Raw genomic sequence first — 15,950 nt, forward strand, 5'->3', positions numbered from 1 at the left:
CATTTTTAATGTTTTATACTAAATATTGATTCGCCACCTGAATATCCATCATTTGCATATCTTTACTTGCTTCATGGTTTATACGTGTAAAATGGTCATAATAAAAAGGGAAAAAGATTCCGCATTCATTCAATAGAGTAATGTTATGTTGAAACAATTCTTCAAATTTAGAATCAATTATAAAAGAATCCTCTATCTTCTTTTTGTCTAGAATGGACAAGAGGACTTGAAGGCATGCCATTACTTGAAATGCGTCTCTTAGTGTTGCAAAGTAGGTAAATGTACTTTTATTCGGCTGCAAAACGCCTATCTCCCGAAAATGAATAATTTCATTTTCTGTGAAGTATTTAGGAAATACAGATTTGTAGAAACGTGCAACGAGACTCGCAATTTCTTGCTCTTGTTCTTCGGTTGAAGAAAAGACCGTCTTCACTAAAAAAACCACCTTTTTTAGATCCATTAGACCTATCTAATAGTATGTATATTCTAGGACAAGCGATTTCTTTCCCTCTAGAATAACATAAATATTGTAAAAAAAACGTGGTAATTTTCGCCACTGAATTCTAAACAATAGGTCTAATGTTACTAATTTTACTTTTATTTGTAATCATTATATATTTTTTTCAATTAATTACAATCACATAAGTCGAAAGTAGGAATTATATTGGGACATTTTAATATAACAAACCAAATATTATCAATTGAAGTTCTTCAAAGTTGGAATGGATTAACATTAGATAAGCTTTTTAAGGACCACTGGAAGGCGCCAAAGAAATTGGTGCATGAGTGGAGAATGAGTAAAGAAGTAAAATTGAACGGAAATACTGTTTCATGGACAACGACTCTTTCCGAAGGCGATACGATTAGCATTCCTTTAATGAATGCTGAAAATGAAACCGTTAAAGCTGTAGATTTAGGGATTTCTATCTTATATGAAGATGACCTATTATTGATTGCCAATAAACCGGCAGGAATGGATACCCACCCTTCTCAACCCGGCGATACACATACGCTTATCAATGGTGTAGGGTACCACCTTCAGAACACCGGCCAAACCTGTATGATTAAGCATATTCATAGGCTTGATAAAGATACCACTGGAGCCGTTCTTTTTGCCAAAGATCGCCTCACTGGGTCTATGTTGGATAGAATGCTGGAAGAAAGAAAAATCAAACGAACATATGTCGCTTTAGTTGAAGGAATCATCCAAAAGAATGAAGGTAAAATCAACGAAAAAATTGGTAGAGACCGCCATCATGCTACTAGACGAAGGGTTTCACCTACTGGCCAGGTGGCTATTACCCATTTCCAAGTGCTTAAGCGGGATTCGAAGAAAAACTTAACGCTTGTCAGTTGCACTTTGGAAAGCGGCCGCACCCACCAAATCAGGGTGCACTTTAGCCACATAAATCACCCCTTGGCTGGTGATACCTTGTACGGCGGAAAAAATACCTTTCCACGGCAAGCCCTTCATGCTCGAAAAATTGAATTTATCCATCCAATTTCCGAAGAAAAAATGATAATAGAAGCACCTTTCTTAGATAAGTCCGGGATATTTGAGACTCTCTAATATACAAAAGAAGCTGACCCCAAATAAGTAGGAGTCAGTTTTCTTAAAATTCTATCATTATAAGCAGCCGTTTCTAAAGCTGCATAGTAAGGATTATGAATCAAAAAAATAAGCTGGCCACTTGGGCCAGCTTTTATTGTGATATTTAAGAAGCTTTTCTCATGCCTTTTAAGATCAAGCTTAATATGAAGACAAATACAATTGCTCCAATTAATGCAGGAATAATAGCGAAATCTGCTACTGAAGGTCCCCAGTTCCCAAGAATTAATGAACCTAACCATGCACCAACAAAACCAGCGATGATGTTACCAATGATACCAAATGGTACGTCACGTCCTACTATCATACCTGCTAACCAACCGATAATACCTCCGATAATTAATGACCATAAAAATCCCATAATATATTTCCTCCTTAAGTAGTTGTATTTTTATACCAGACAGTATATTTTCCTGTTCTACAGCAGACTTCAAGAAATCTCATCACTTCCAAATATTCATGTCCTGTTCAATTCATTAACCTTTTCACTCAAATGGTATGATGCCGATTATGCACAATATCTAATGAATGTGAATGCTTTAGTTAGTGGGAAAGTTAGCTAGCTATTGACCCTGAGGAACTGATTGGACACTCCTCAATGTTAGTGTGTTTTTCTTTTTGTTTGTCGCTGTACTCATTATTTTCCCCGTTAAAATAATCTAAAACCTCATTTTTTTAAAAAATATTTGGCAAAGAAAAAATGATTATTAGACTTATGAAAAGGGTATACACTATGCTACATTTTTGTCACATTCATAGTATAAGCAGTATCTAGCTCAAATATGTTTATAAAGATATAACGAAAAAAGGATGCCCCGAAATTACTGGGACACCCTCATATCATTTTTAGTTCTCTTTAAAGTCTATATCATCAATCATTAAAACAAAAGTTCATCCGGATTGCTTCCAAATCGTTCATTTTTGTTTAAGGCATCAATTTGATTCATTTCGTTAAGACTCAATGAAAAGTCAAACACTTGTGCATTTTCCTCGATACGGGACGGCGTAATCGATTTAGGGATAACGACAATTTCATGTTGGAGATGCCATCTAATTAATACTTGAGCAGAGCTTTTTCCATGCTTCTTTGCAATATGATTGATAGTCGGTTCTTCTATTAAGCTCCCCCTACCTAGCGGGCTCCATGCTTCTACCTTGATATCATGCTTTTCGCAGTAATCACGAATTTCAACTTGAGTCAAAAGTGGATGTAATTCTATTTGGTTTACGACAGGTTTTATTTCACTGTTCGCTAATAATTTTTCTAAATGGTGGACATGGAAATTACTTACACCGATTGATTTCACTTTTCCTTCATTGTAAAGCTTCTCTAATGCCTTCCACGTTTCCAGGTATTTGTCTTTTCCTGGCCAGTGAATTAAGTATAAATCTAAATATTCCAAACCAAGGCGTTTCAAACTATCATCAAATGCCTGAAGGGTCGTTTCATAACCTTGATCAGTATTCCACACTTTAGATGTGATGAACAATTCTTCACGCGGTATTCCGCTTTCTCTAATAGCCTGTCCTACACCCTCTTCATTTTCATAAACGGCAGCCGTATCAATTGAACGGTATCCTACTTCGATTGCTTTCTTGACGGACTCAACCGTTTCACTGCCATTTTTCACTTTAAATACACCGAAACCTAACTGCGGCATTTTTACTCCATTATGTAAAGTAATCGTTTCCCCTATACTTGATATCATTTGCCAATCCCCCTTACCTTTTATTTACCAATTATATCATCGTCCTACCTTTTATTTCTAACCATAAGCCTCGGAATTTAAAGGTTTATTAAATGACTCAACAAACATTTTATCCAAAATTTTCTATTTAAAGTGAAAATTTATCATTTAATCCTTCATTAAGTTAAATATTTTGTAAAAAAATGACGAAATATCTATGCTTATAGATAAGAAATTAGTTACAATTGAATAGTCCGTCCGTAAACCAAGAAAAAGAAGAAGGTGCCATCTTTAAAGAATAATCAAACGTAAAACTTCCATTCTAATAATGTGGAGTTGCAAAGTTGTCCAACGCCCATTCATTGGTCACTATCTAAATTTTCTCATTACATACTTGAATATTAAGGGAGTCTTCCATGTATGAATACTATATTCATCTTAACCGCGCTAATTATTATCTTTGCTTTAATCTTTGACTTTATCAATGGATTTCATGATACAGCCAATGCTATTGCAACAGCCGTGTCAACTAAGGCGCTTAAACCACGTCATGCGATCATTTTGGCTGCGGTCATGAATTTATTAGGAGCGCTGACATTCACTGGTGTAGCACATACCATTACGAAGGATATTGTTGATCCTTTCACATTAAACAATGGCTCATATGTAATCCTCGCTGCTCTACTTTCCGCAATAACATGGAATTTAATCACTTGGTATTTTGGTATTCCAAGCAGTTCTTCCCATGCTATTATTGGTTCTATAGCGGGAGCTGCCATTGTGGCTGGAGGTTTCGATACGATTAAATGGAGTGGATTCACCAAAATCGTCCAAGCATTAATTTTATCTCCGATTCTTGCCTTTACACTTGGATTTATTGTGTACAACATCTTTAAGGTAATTTTCAAAAATAATAATTTAGGTAAGACTAACAAGCGATTTAGGAGAATACAAATTCTCACAGCGGCAATTCAGTCTTATACACACGGAACAAATGATGCTCAAAAATCCATGGGTATCATCACTATGGCTTTAATGGCTAACGGATATGCCTCTAGCTCTGATGTCCCCTTTTGGGTGCAATTATCGTGCGCAATCGCAATGGCGCTTGGTACCTCAATCGGTGGTTGGAAGATCATTAAAACGGTGGGCGGTAAGATCATGAAAATACGTCCAGTAAATGGGGTCGCTGCCGATATGACCGGTGCAGCGATAATTTTCGGTGCTACATTCCTGCATATGCCGGTCAGTACGACACATGTCATCTCTTCATCCATACTTGGGGTAGGTTCTGCACACCGTATCAAAGGTGTAAAATGGGGAACAGCTAAAAGTATGTTAATCACTTGGTTCATAACCTTGCCGATTTCAGCTTCCTTAGCCGGATTGATTTATTATCTAATTGCTTTATTTTTATAAAACCTTAAACCTTTCCATATTGGGAAGGTTTTTTTATGATTTCGCCCTTTTAAGTGTAACTGATTCCCATTTTTTACTTATCCTTGTTTTCGATTGTAAAGTTTTATTAAGATTTTGTAAATTTTCGTCGAAAAACCTTTCCTCATACTACATGAATTCGTTACAATCAACTTGTTAATACTAAGCGTATAATAATTTTATGTAAAAATTGCATGACTAATTGGGAGGCTTAACATGGCTTTTAAATCTAAAAAAGACAAATTCGCAGTAATGCTTTTTAACATCGCTCAAAACCTTAAAGAAGGTGCTGACTATTTCGCGGATTATAAACTGAAGAATATCTCCGATCTAAAAGTATTTTCAGATACTATGAAAGATTATGAGCATAAAGGCGATTCAATGGTTCATAACGTAATTAAAGAACTAAACAATGCCTTCATCACTCCTATCGAACGTGAGGATATCCTAGAATTAACCATGAGAATGGATGATGTCATAGACGGTTTGGAACACTGCGCCGCATTATTCGAAATGTACTCAATCGTCAATGCTGATGAGTATATGCTTAAATTTGTGGATGCAATTAAAGAGTGTACGTATGAGATTGAAATAGCTGTCGATACACTTTCCACAAAAAAATTACCAATGATTCGTGAAAATGCAATTAAAATTAAAGACCTTGAATCTGTTTGTGACGGAATCCAACGTCAATCGATCAAAAACTTGTTTACGGTTGAAAAGGATCCAATCAGAATCATTCAATATAAAGAAATATACGAAAGCCTTGAAGAGATCGCTGATCACTGTCAAGCTGTGGCCAATACACTTGAAACAATCATAATGAAAAACGCCTAAGGAGTACCCCCATAAATGGATACTTTATTAATTTTAACTATATTAATCGTTTTCTTTGCTTTAGCATTTGACTTCATCAATGGTTTCCATGATACAGCAAATGCAATTGCTACAGCTGTTTCAACAAAGGCCATGAAACCTCGGCATGCCATTGTCATGGCAGCCATCATGAACTTCGTCGGAGCTATGACGTTTACAGGCGTAGCGAAGACCATAACTAAGGATATTGTGGATCCGTTCACGCTTCCAAATGGTTCATATGTAATCTTGGCAGCTTTGCTTGCCGCTATTATATGGAACCTCCTTACATGGTATTACGGGATACCAAGCAGTTCATCCCACGCATTGATTGGTTCGATTGCAGGTGCCGCCATTGCAGCAGCTGGTTTCGCCGGCATTAAATGGGAAGGATTTTTAAAAATTCTTCAAGCTTTGATTTTCTCCCCTATAATTGCTTTTGTAATTGGATTTATCGTATACAGCATCTTTAAAGTTATATTTAAAAATAATAACCTGACAAAAACAAACCAGAAATTCCGTACTATACAGATTGCAACTGCAAGCACTTCAATCGTATACCCACGGAACGAATGACGCCCAAAAAGCCATGGGGATCATCACGATGGCCCTTATTGCAAATGGCTATGCAACAAGTACTGACATCCCCTTCTGGGTTCAATTTTCCTGTGCGTTAGCAATGGGACTTGGAACTTCTGTTGGCGGATGGAAAATCATTAAAACAGTTGGCGGCAAGATTATGAAGATCCGCCCTGTCAATGGTGTTGCAGCGGATTTAACCGGAGCCTTCATCATTTTTGGCGCGACCGTGATACACATGCCAGTTAGTACAACACATGTTATTTCTTCTTCGATTCTTGGAGTTGGTTCAGCCCACCGTGTTAAGGGCGTAAAATGGGGAACGGCAAGAAGAATGATTGTTACCTGGTTCATTACCATTCCTATCTCAGCAACATTAGCAGGTTTGCTTTATCTTTTGATTAATTTCCTTTTCTAAAATAAAAATCCCTTCCGGTTTCCATCGGTAGGGATTTTCTGTTTCTCCCGTAAAAAACATGGATATAATTCTATGCTAAAACACTGTTAATCGTTTAAAATTTAAAGAAAAAGGAATCTTTTAAGCGAGGGGCAAAATAATAATGAAGGAATTCACAAATAGAGATATTTTTAAAGACCTTTATGGAGATATGATGGAGTTTGCGGATAGAATCAGTTCCGTCTTAGGCTGTCCCATTACAATTGAGGATGGTAACCATCGCCTGCTTGCTTATAGTACGCATGATGATACAACCGACCAAGCCCGCATCATGACTATTATCGGAAGGCGCGTTCCTGAAAAAGTCATCAACAGCTTATGGAAAGATGGGTTTATCCCGGCTTTATTGAAAGAAGACGCTCCTATTAAAATTGGGGCTATCAATGATGTTGGTCTCGGTAATCGAGCGGCAGTCTCTATTAGGAAAAATAATGAAGTCCTTGGCTTCATTTGGGCCTTGGAAGTGAATCAACCTTTCTCCGAAGAAGATATGGACTTTCTTCAATTTGCTGCAAAAGAAGCGAAAAACCAGTTGCAGCAATTACAATTAAAAAAGAAAAGGAAAGAAGCAGGTCATCAGGAGTTTCTTTGGCGTATGTTAACTGGTCATTATCAAGAAGAATCAGAAATAATAGAAAATTTCACGAAGTTTTCTATCCAAGTTCCTGTTGTTTTTTCCATATTAGTATTTGAATTCCCTAAAGAGATCAATCGCGAAGTAGAACGCTACATTTCCTATATGTTAACGACTACTCAAAAGATAAACAGGTTCTTATTTGCCATTGACCATAACAAGCTCATTCTTTTTGCGGGATCGGACCAAGAAAATAGCCCTTCTTTTACCACATCCATTTATGATTTCATTCCTTTCTTCATATTAGAAATGAAACGGCGTTTTGGTGTTGAACATATCCTTGGTACTTCAGGTAATATGTATAAAAACTTAATGGACGTAAAATCAAGCTATGAAGAAGCTCAATATACCTTAAAAATGAAAAATATTTTTCCTCATGATATGAAGCTTATTTTACATTATGAAGAGCTAGGCATGTTTCAAATGATTGAAACTCTTGCAAACAACAAACAACGTCACGCTCATCCTTCTATTTTGAAGCTAAGAGCTTATGACTTGAAAAACCAGACAGAATTACTGCAAACACTTACTGTCTATTTAGAGAAAGACTGCAATCCAAATGAAGCTTCAAGAAATCTTCATATCCATGTGAATACCTTAAATTACCGTTTAAAACGGATTACAGAAGTAGGAAATATTCGTTTAAAAGATCCGATTCAAAAAATGTCTCTATTTCTAGATATTAAACTTTATGAATTTGACAAATTTCACAAGAAAAATTGAAATATTCCATCAACATATGGAAAAAAAATAAATAAATGGAAAGGTTGGTTAAATGAATCTAGAATCGAATGAAGAACTTGAGAAAGAATTAAAAATCATTGAAAAATGGGAAAAAGACCAGAATGGGTTATGGTTTTGGGAACGAATTGGACGTCTCCCCTTCAAACTTTTAGACAAGCTAACACCGGACTTCATACAGAAAAAGCTTGGTGTCATGCTCGATGAAATCGGTAGCTATATTCAAACCGGAGGACAATATTTAACAAAGGAATCCAATATTCTAAATCAGCTGCAGGCCAAGAATCCTGAACTGAATGTTTCCTCCATAGAAGATGTTTCAAAACTTCCCCTTCATATTATGGACAGTGTTAGTCAAGAGATTAAAAATTCCGGAAGTAAATTGGCCACAGTTCAGGGTGCTACTACTGGCATAGGTGGAATCTTCACCCTAGCCATTGACATCCCCTTGCTTCTTGGTATGTCAATCAAGACACTTCAGGAAATCGCTCTCTCTTACGGCTACAATCCACGAGACCGTCAGGAGCGTATTTTCATCGTCAAATGCCTACAATTTACTACATCAGATGTTGTCGGAAAAAAGGCACTGTTAAAGGAATTGTCGAATATGCACCTTCCCGAATCTGAATCCAAAAGAGAACTTGCTTCTGAATTGCAAGGATGGCGGGAAGTTGTTTATACATATCGTGATCAGTTTGGTTGGAAAAAGCTTCTGCAAATGGTACCTGTTGCTGGAATAATCTTTGGTGCCATTACCAATCGCTCTATGATCGCTGATATGGCCGATACGGGAATAATGCTATATAAGAAAAGAAGGATTTTGGAGCGAATGCATGAACCGGTTGCAAAAAATTAAGATTTCAGCGTAATGTTTTCTCACGTTAACTATCTAAACTAAGCTCTTAACCCTGGCAAGTCCATAATTATTGATACTGCGTTTGTGGAATTCCACAAATACACCTTTTTCCTTTTTCTGATTTCCACATACTAACTGTTTCTTTTTCCCATTATACTTGTGATACAAATAGTAAAACAAATTATTGGAGGGATTAAGATGAGAATAGGAATTCCGAAAGAGATTAAAAACAATGAAAACCGTGTAGCTATCACTCCAGCTGGGGTTGTAGCATTAGTCAATGCGGGACATGAAGTATTAATCGAAATGAACGCAGGATTAGGAAGCAGTTTTACAAATGAATCATATCAAGAAGCTGGAGCTGTTATAGTCGAGGACGCTGCTAGCGTTTGGTCAAGCACAGAAATGATCATGAAAGTAAAAGAACCTATCTCATCTGAATATAAATATTTCCGTAAAGATTTAATTCTTTTCACATATCTGCATCTTGCAGCTGAACCAGCTCTTGCACAGGCTCTAAAAGAAAGCGGTGTCTTGGCCATTGCTTATGAAACGGTTGCAATAAACCGTACACTTCCTTTATTGACACCAATGAGTGAAGTGGCTGGACGTATGGCAGCGCAAATCGGTGCTCAGTTCCTTGAAAAAAATAACGGTGGTAAAGGAATTCTATTAAGCGGAGTTCCTGGAGTTAAACGTGGTAAAGTCGCTGTCGTCGGCGGCGGTATGGTTGGAACAAATGCAGCTAAAATCGCTATTGGATTAGGCGCAGATGTTACCATTCTTGACTTAAGTCCTGATCGCCTTCGCCAATTGGATGATATTTTCGGAAATGAACTAACTACACTCATTTCAAATCCTTATAATATAGCTGAAGCAGTCAAAGAAGCTGATTTAGTGATCGGTGCAGTTCTGATTCCAGGTGCAAAAGCTCCTAAGCTCGTTACTGAAGAAATGGTTAAATCAATGTCTCCAGGTTCAGTCATTGTCGATGTTGCTATCGACCAAGGCGGTATCTTTGAAACGGTTGACCACATAACAACACATGATAACCCTACTTATGTTAAACATGGAGTAGTTCATTACGCGGTGGCAAATATGCCAGGAGCAGTGCCTCAAACATCTACAGTTGCCTTAACGAACGTAACTGTACCTTTCGCACTGCAAATTGCCAACAAAGGCGCCATCAAAGCAATCCTTGAAAACGATGCCCTTGCAAAAGGCGTCAATGTAGCCAATGGAGAAATCACGTTCGAAGCAGTTGCATCAGACCTAGGCTACAACTATGTTAGTGTTGAAAATGCTTTAAACCCAAATAATATCAACGCATAATAATAAGGAGACTCCAAAGACGTTCATCGCGTCTGGAGTCTTTTTTTATTGCACTTAATCGGGATTCTTCCCGCTACAGTTACTTATGACTTTAGTAAAAACTTAATAACTCGGCTACTGGCTTTTTCTGCTGATTCTAGATTATATTTAGGAGAAAACGGGTCACTAAAACCGTGAAAACCATTAAATGTATGTATCTCGATATTCTCTTTATCTAGATGTAAAACTAACTCGTCTACATCAACCGATCGTTCTTCTTGAGGAAAGATCAGCAATGTAGGGCATTTTGGTGCTTTTTCTAAATAATCCCTTATGCGGGAGCCATAATATCCTACTATTCCATCAACAAATATCTCCTCACTACATAACCAAGCAATTGTCGCCCCTATACTAAATCCAATGATGAATATTTTTGAGTATTCCTCATTAGCTTTCAATATTATCTTTTTTATTTTGTTCGATGCCTTAGTAAAACCTACATTATCCATAAAATTAAGATATGCTTCTTTTTCTTGCACATAAGCAAATGGTTCTTCCCGTTGCAAAAAGTTTGGACAAATGACATCAAAGTTCTGTTCTGATAATAACTCACAAAAATCCTTCATATGTTGATTAACCCCGTAAATTTCATGCAGTACAATGATTACTTTATTAGTATTTTTTGTTTGTATCTTGAACATCTTGTACCCCTGTTAAGATTTTTCTCTTCATCATACAGTTCCCCTCTTTTGTCGTTTCAGAAAGAGGGTGCCTAAAGCCCCCTCTTTCATGTTTCATCTATCAATCTACAAAAATCTTCCCTGGATTCATTATTCCATTCGGGTCCAAGGCCTGCTTGATCGTTTTCATCACCTCATACGCCGCTCCATGCTCTCTCCGCTGATATTTGGATTTTCCAAGCCCAACCCCATGTTCACCCGTACATGTACCGCCTTTCGCTAAGGCATATTCAACTATTTCTTCATTTAACCGCTTCGCTTCTTTCACTTCCTCTGGATTACTTAGATCAATCATAAATAACACATGATAATTTCCATCACCCACATGGCCCACAATCGCTCCTTCTACTTTGGATTGTTCGACTTTTTTCCTAGTTTCTAATATGGCATTCGACAATTCATGGAGGGGCACACTTACGTCCGTGACCATCAGCTTCTTACCCGGAGCACTGTGAATAAAAGCATATGCAAGATTATGGCGAGCTTCCCATAATGCATTTCGCGCTTTTGAATCCGTTTCAAACTGGATATCCTCACAGCCAAAATCACTTACGATTTCCTTAGCAAAATTGACATCCTGTTCTAGTCCGGCAAAATTCCCGTGAAACTCCAAGAATAATGTTGGTTTAACTTCATAAAGTTTGTCCATAAATTGATTTACTTTTTTAATAGACTCGGCATCGACCAATTCAATACGCGCAATTGGAATCCCAGCAAGCATGATTCCATTGACGGCAGATACTGCTTGTTCAACGGTTGGAAATGAAGCTCTCCCTGCCATTGTTACTTCAGGAATGCCGTACACCTTTAGAGTCAGTTCAGTAAATACACCTAGCGTGCCTTCCGAGCCGACAAATAAGCCATTTAAATGTATCCCAGATGATGATTTTGTAGCTAAGCTACCGGTATGGATAATTTCACCGTTTGCTAGAACCACTTCCAAATCCCGAACCTGATCGCGCATTATGCCATATTTGACCGAAGTTGTGCCACTTGCATTCGTAGCTGCCATCCCTCCCAATGTCGCATCGGCTCCGGGGTCGACAGAAAAGAACAATCCGTATTTTTTCAATTCTTTATTCAACTGCGTCCGTGTCACACCTGGTTGGACCTTCACCAAAAAATCACTTTCCCTGATTTCCAACACCTGATTCATCAAGGATAAATCGAGCGAAATTCCCCCTTTAATTGGAACCACATGTCCTTCTAAACTCGAACCTAGACCAAAAGGAATGACTGGTATTTCATGTTCATTCGCATAACGCATGACTGCGCTCACTTCTACAGCACTTCTTGGATAAACGACCATATCCGGTAAGTGCGGAGTATGATACGATTCATCATGACTGTGCTGCTCTAATATAGTTTCATTCACCGTGACTTGTTCTTCCGTTAGTATCTTTCTTAAATCCTCTATATAATATATATTCATTCTGCTTCCCCCTCTTTTTTAACTAAACATTCTGATAATATTATGTAAAAAAGTAGATTGCCTGAGAATAGGCAATCTATAATTCTTACTGTCCGAGCCCCTTCGTTCTATCTGTACAGGCTTTCATCGCTTGTAAAATACTAGCTCTGAACTGATTCTCCTCTAAAGAAGCAACCGCAGATATTGTTGCCCCCCCCGGAGTGCATACATCGTCCTTTAAAGCGCCAGGATGCTTTTCTGTTTCAAGCACCATTTTAGCAGCACCCATTACAGATTGTGCGGCCATTCGATATGCTTGTTTTCGTGGAATACCGTCACGAACCGCTCCATCCGCAAGCGCCTCGATAAACATGTATACATAAGCCGGTGAGGATCCACTGATTGCTGGCACTGCGTCCATCAAATCTTCATGTATAAGCTCTGTTTTTCCAAAAGAATTCAACAGTGTAGTAACATCAGTAATATCAGCTGCTGTGATTTCACGATTAATGCTGATTGCCGTCATGCCTTCACCGACAAGGGAAGGAGTGTTTGGCATCGTTCGGACAACCTTCACTGGTTTTCCCAAACCTTCCTCAATTTGTGATGTAGTTATTCCAGCTGCCATTGTAATGATCACAGCTCCTTCTTTCACATGAATCTTAACTTCGTCGAGCACTTGCTTATGCATGGCGGGTTGAATCCCTAAAAAGAGCAAATCGGCAAAACCGGCTACCTCTTTATTATCTAAACAGCCTTCAATCTTATATTTCGAGGTGATCTTCGTCAAAGTCTCAACACTTGCTGTGCTGACCATTATATTTTCAGGTGAGATGACTTCCGAGCGCAACATGCCTTCAAGCATTGCCGCTCCCATTTTACCGCATCCAATAAACCCGATTTTTTTATTCATATCTTACACTTCCAATCATAAGTTCATCTATACTCTCTCTTATTATATCGGATATGGCAAATGGAAACACGTCGCAGATATTTAGATTAGGAAGGAATTGCATATTTCTAGTCGAATTACTAAGTTTAAATAGACGAATAAACGACTTATGCAACTGATTTTTTTAGCGAAAAAAAAGGATTGACTTATAAGTCATTTTCACTATATAATTTTGACCTATTAGTCATTGAAAAAAGGAAAACAGTTTAAGGAAATGGAGAAATGAAATGCAAATCGAGAAAAGAGCAGTCAATACCAAGCTTGTCTTAACAGGATTGATCATTGGAATGTTTTTCAGTTCATTGGAACAGACAATCGTAGGGACAGCAATGCCAACGATTATTGGGGAATTGAATGGTTTCACTATCTTTGCATGGGTGACGACTGCCTATTTAATTGCCTCTACGACCGTTGTACCGATTGTTGGGAAGCTTTCAGATTTATATGGCAGACGTTCCCTTTATTTGATTGGTACAGTTATTTTTACGATTGGCTCTTTTTTATGCGCCACTGCCACTTCGATGGAGCAGCTGATTATCTATCGGGGGCTGCAAGGAATCGGGGGCGGGATGATCATGCCCTTATCCCAAACGATTATCGGCGATATTTTCACTGCTGAACAAAGAGCCAAATGGCAGGGTGTATTCGGAGCCCTTTTTGGCTTAAGTTCTGTAATTGGTCCTTTTCTGGGTGGACTGATTGTCGACCATATCAGCTGGCATTGGATCTTCCTCATTAATGTACCGACGGGATTATTATCAGCGATTTTGATTTATGTCGGGTTGAAGAACGAAGCGATTCAAAAAACAGAGAAAGTGAATATCGATTTCCTTGGTATTTTCACCTTAATTCCAGGTATTGTCCTGCTTTTATTGGGCTTAACATTCGGGGGTGATAAATTCGAATGGATATCACTTGAATCTCTCTTGATTTTCGGCAGCACCCTTGTCTTTATTGTCCTATTTATCATTTTTGAAAGAAAAGCAGTTGAACCAATTCTTGATTTATCTCTCTTTAAAAATAGAGTTTTTGCCACCACGAATATCTTAGGATTTTTGCTAGGTCTGGGTATGTTCGGGGCTATCATGTTTGTCCCACTGTTCATGCAAGGAGTTTTAGGAGTGTCACCAACAAAAGCCGGATCGACCATGACTCCGATGATGATCGGGTTGATTCTTTCTAGTGTCGTTGGCGGGCGGCTGTTGTTAAAATTTCGCTTTCGTACCGTGCTTACCTTTGGAATGGCCATTGCGACTCTCGGCTTTTTCCTAATGAGTACGATGGATGGTGAAACTACAATTCTGACCGCTTATTCCTTCATGGCTGTCTTAGGTGTGGGAATGGGTCTTGTTATGCCGACCCTGATGATTGCCGTTCAAAATGAATTTCCAAAATCACAGTTAGGATCGGTCACTGCAGCCTCGACCTTCTTTCGATCAATAGGCGGAACGATGGGTATTACGATTTTGAATGCAGTCATGAATCACAATCTACAGCAAAATATGGATGACGCGGTTGTTAGTGAAAAAAATACCCTAATACAAGAAGCATTGAAGGCACTTGCCGATAAAACAGATAATTTGTTCAATATCATGCTCTATCCTGAGAATCTGAAGATGCCGGCTGAAGTCAGCAATATCATTATAAAAACCATTGAAAATGCCTGGATTGATGCATTTTCAAGTGTATTTGTCACTGGTATCTTTTTTGTCTCTGTCGGAATATTAGTTGCTCTTTCAGTTGGTTCCGGAAAAATCAAAAGAGATCAAGAAGCGGAAAAAGATTTAGGTTAATAAATGATTAACATAGAGACCGGCGCCTTTCCAGCCGGTCTTTTTACTATCCTTCATCCCTAGGTTTCTTTTTCTACAATAAGGGAATTTTATCTATAAGAGACTATATGGAGTGATACTATGCTTAAGGATACAAATTTCCATTCAATATTACCACCGGAGTTTTATCAGCAGCCAACGCTCGTGCTGGCAAAATCCCTTCTCGGCTGCCTGCTGGTAAAAGAAACATCAGAAGGAATCGCTTCTGGATTTATTGTTGAAACCGAAGCCTATATGGGACCGGAAGATAGGGCTGCACATAGTTTTGGAAATAGAAGGACGAAGCGGACTGAAGTGATGTTCGGAAAGTCCGGAATGATCTATACATACGTCATGCACACCCATACGCTTGTCAATGTCGTAAGCGGTGGGCTGGATAAGCCGGAAGCCATCTTAATCCGGGCTGTGGAACCCTATTCAGGGCTTGAGTTAATGCATGAAAGACGTGGGCTTGCTGATTTTCGAAAGTTGACGAACGGACCTGGAAAGTTATCCAAAGCACTAGGCATTACTATGGCCGATTATGGTCAACCTTTCACAAAACCGCCGCTTTATCTTGCTTCTGGAAAAAAGCCTGAGCACATATCCAGCGGACCCCGAATCGGCATTGGCAACTCCGGAGAAGCGAAGGACTATCCATGGCGTTTTTGGGTAACCGACAATCCTTTTATATCTCGCTAATAATTTATTATTTTCCTATGCTTAAAAGGAGTGACCGCAAAACACGGTCACTCTTTTCTTTTAGGTTTCAGAACAAAAGTTAGAATGGGCAACCGAAAAATTACAAAAAGCACTGCTCAACCACGATTATATAGGAGCGACTCGTGCAGTAGTCCCTTTCTAGCCAA

At 38.4% G+C, this 15,950-nt stretch carries 14 protein-coding genes and 1 pseudogene; 9 read left to right on the top strand and 6 right to left on the bottom strand.

Translation table 11 applies throughout. From position 1 onward, the window contains the following. Nucleotides 1–13 precede the first annotated feature (13 nt). The gene (locus JFU50_RS04790; RefSeq protein WP_201182304.1) at nucleotides 14–433 is read right to left on the bottom strand and encodes a DUF5365 family protein; all 420 of its coding nucleotides are present in this window, start codon (nucleotides 431–433) and stop codon (nucleotides 14–16) included. Between the two features lie 231 nt (nucleotides 434–664). On the opposite strand from JFU50_RS04790, the gene JFU50_RS04795 reads away from it, so the two are divergent. After that, nucleotides 665–1,570, top strand: a complete 906-nt coding sequence (locus JFU50_RS04795; protein ID WP_207196262.1) for an RluA family pseudouridine synthase — start codon at nucleotides 665–667, stop codon at nucleotides 1,568–1,570. Nucleotides 1,571–1,715: 145 nt separating this feature from the next. On the opposite strand, the gene JFU50_RS04800 is transcribed toward JFU50_RS04795, so the two are convergent. Together JFU50_RS04800 and JFU50_RS04805 are read right to left on the bottom strand one after the other, a co-directional pair. Continuing rightward, nucleotides 1,716–1,970 (bottom strand): GlsB/YeaQ/YmgE family stress response membrane protein, encoded by a 255-nt coding sequence (locus tag JFU50_RS04800; RefSeq protein WP_170946860.1) that lies wholly within the window; start codon nucleotides 1,968–1,970, stop codon nucleotides 1,716–1,718. Between the two features lie 517 nt (nucleotides 1,971–2,487). Beyond that, nucleotides 2,488–3,318, bottom strand: a complete 831-nt coding sequence (locus JFU50_RS04805) for an aldo/keto reductase (protein WP_201182306.1) — start codon at nucleotides 3,316–3,318, stop codon at nucleotides 2,488–2,490. Nucleotides 3,319–3,717: 399 nt separating this feature from the next. Here JFU50_RS04805 and JFU50_RS04810 point away from each other — a divergent pair, with 399 nt between their 5' ends. The 6 genes and pseudogenes from JFU50_RS04810 to ald all read left to right on the top strand — a co-directional run bounded on the left by JFU50_RS04810 (nucleotide 3,718) and on the right by ald (nucleotide 10,188). Further along, nucleotides 3,718–4,716 carry an inorganic phosphate transporter gene (locus JFU50_RS04810; RefSeq protein WP_056530991.1) on the top strand — a complete coding sequence of 333 codons (999 nt, stop codon included), beginning with the start codon at nucleotides 3,718–3,720 and terminating at the stop codon, nucleotides 4,714–4,716. Between the two features lie 234 nt (nucleotides 4,717–4,950). Next, nucleotides 4,951–5,571, top strand: a complete 621-nt coding sequence (locus JFU50_RS04815) for a DUF47 domain-containing protein (protein ID WP_053344716.1) — start codon at nucleotides 4,951–4,953, stop codon at nucleotides 5,569–5,571. Between the two features lie 15 nt (nucleotides 5,572–5,586). Beyond that, nucleotides 5,587–6,586, top strand: a pseudogene (locus JFU50_RS04820) (anion permease). Nucleotides 6,587–6,728: 142 nt separating this feature from the next. Next, entirely contained in the window at nucleotides 6,729–7,982 is a 1,254-nt protein-coding gene (locus JFU50_RS04825) for a PucR family transcriptional regulator (protein ID WP_201182310.1), read from the top strand. A 52-nt stretch (nucleotides 7,983–8,034) separates the two neighbouring features. Beyond that, complete coding sequence (locus tag JFU50_RS04830) at nucleotides 8,035–8,856, top strand: EcsC family protein (protein ID WP_201221912.1); 822 nt, start codon at nucleotides 8,035–8,037, stop codon at nucleotides 8,854–8,856. A 198-nt stretch (nucleotides 8,857–9,054) separates the two neighbouring features. Then, a complete protein-coding gene (ald, locus tag JFU50_RS04835; protein WP_201182314.1) occupies nucleotides 9,055–10,188 on the top strand; it encodes an alanine dehydrogenase in 1,134 nt (377 codons plus the stop codon). 83 nt (nucleotides 10,189–10,271) lie between these two features. On the opposite strand, the gene JFU50_RS04840 is transcribed toward ald, so the two are convergent. From JFU50_RS04840 to proC, 3 genes are all read right to left on the bottom strand, one after another. Further along, entirely contained in the window at nucleotides 10,272–10,868 is a 597-nt protein-coding gene (locus JFU50_RS04840) for a dienelactone hydrolase family protein (protein ID WP_201182316.1), read from the bottom strand. 100 nt (nucleotides 10,869–10,968) lie between these two features. Then, nucleotides 10,969–12,339, bottom strand: a complete 1,371-nt coding sequence (locus JFU50_RS04845; RefSeq protein ID WP_201182318.1) for an FAD-binding oxidoreductase — start codon at nucleotides 12,337–12,339, stop codon at nucleotides 10,969–10,971. Between the two features lie 85 nt (nucleotides 12,340–12,424). Continuing rightward, nucleotides 12,425–13,231, bottom strand: coding sequence for a pyrroline-5-carboxylate reductase (gene proC, locus JFU50_RS04850; RefSeq protein WP_053344709.1), 807 nt, complete (start codon nucleotides 13,229–13,231; stop codon nucleotides 12,425–12,427). A gap of 266 nt (nucleotides 13,232–13,497) precedes the next feature. On the opposite strand from proC, the gene JFU50_RS04855 reads away from it, so the two are divergent. Next, the gene (locus JFU50_RS04855; protein ID WP_201221914.1) at nucleotides 13,498–15,063 is read left to right on the top strand and encodes an MDR family MFS transporter; all 1,566 of its coding nucleotides are present in this window, start codon (nucleotides 13,498–13,500) and stop codon (nucleotides 15,061–15,063) included. A 120-nt stretch (nucleotides 15,064–15,183) separates the two neighbouring features. Further along, on the top strand, nucleotides 15,184–15,783 hold the full coding sequence (locus JFU50_RS04860; RefSeq protein ID WP_201221916.1) for a DNA-3-methyladenine glycosylase: 600 nt from the start codon (nucleotides 15,184–15,186) through the stop codon (nucleotides 15,781–15,783). Nucleotides 15,784–15,950: the final 167 nt, after the last annotated feature.

Source organism: Peribacillus sp. TH14 (genome assembly GCF_016651145.1).
Taxonomy (GTDB): Bacteria; Bacillota; Bacilli; order Bacillales; family DSM-1321; genus Peribacillus; species Peribacillus butanolivorans.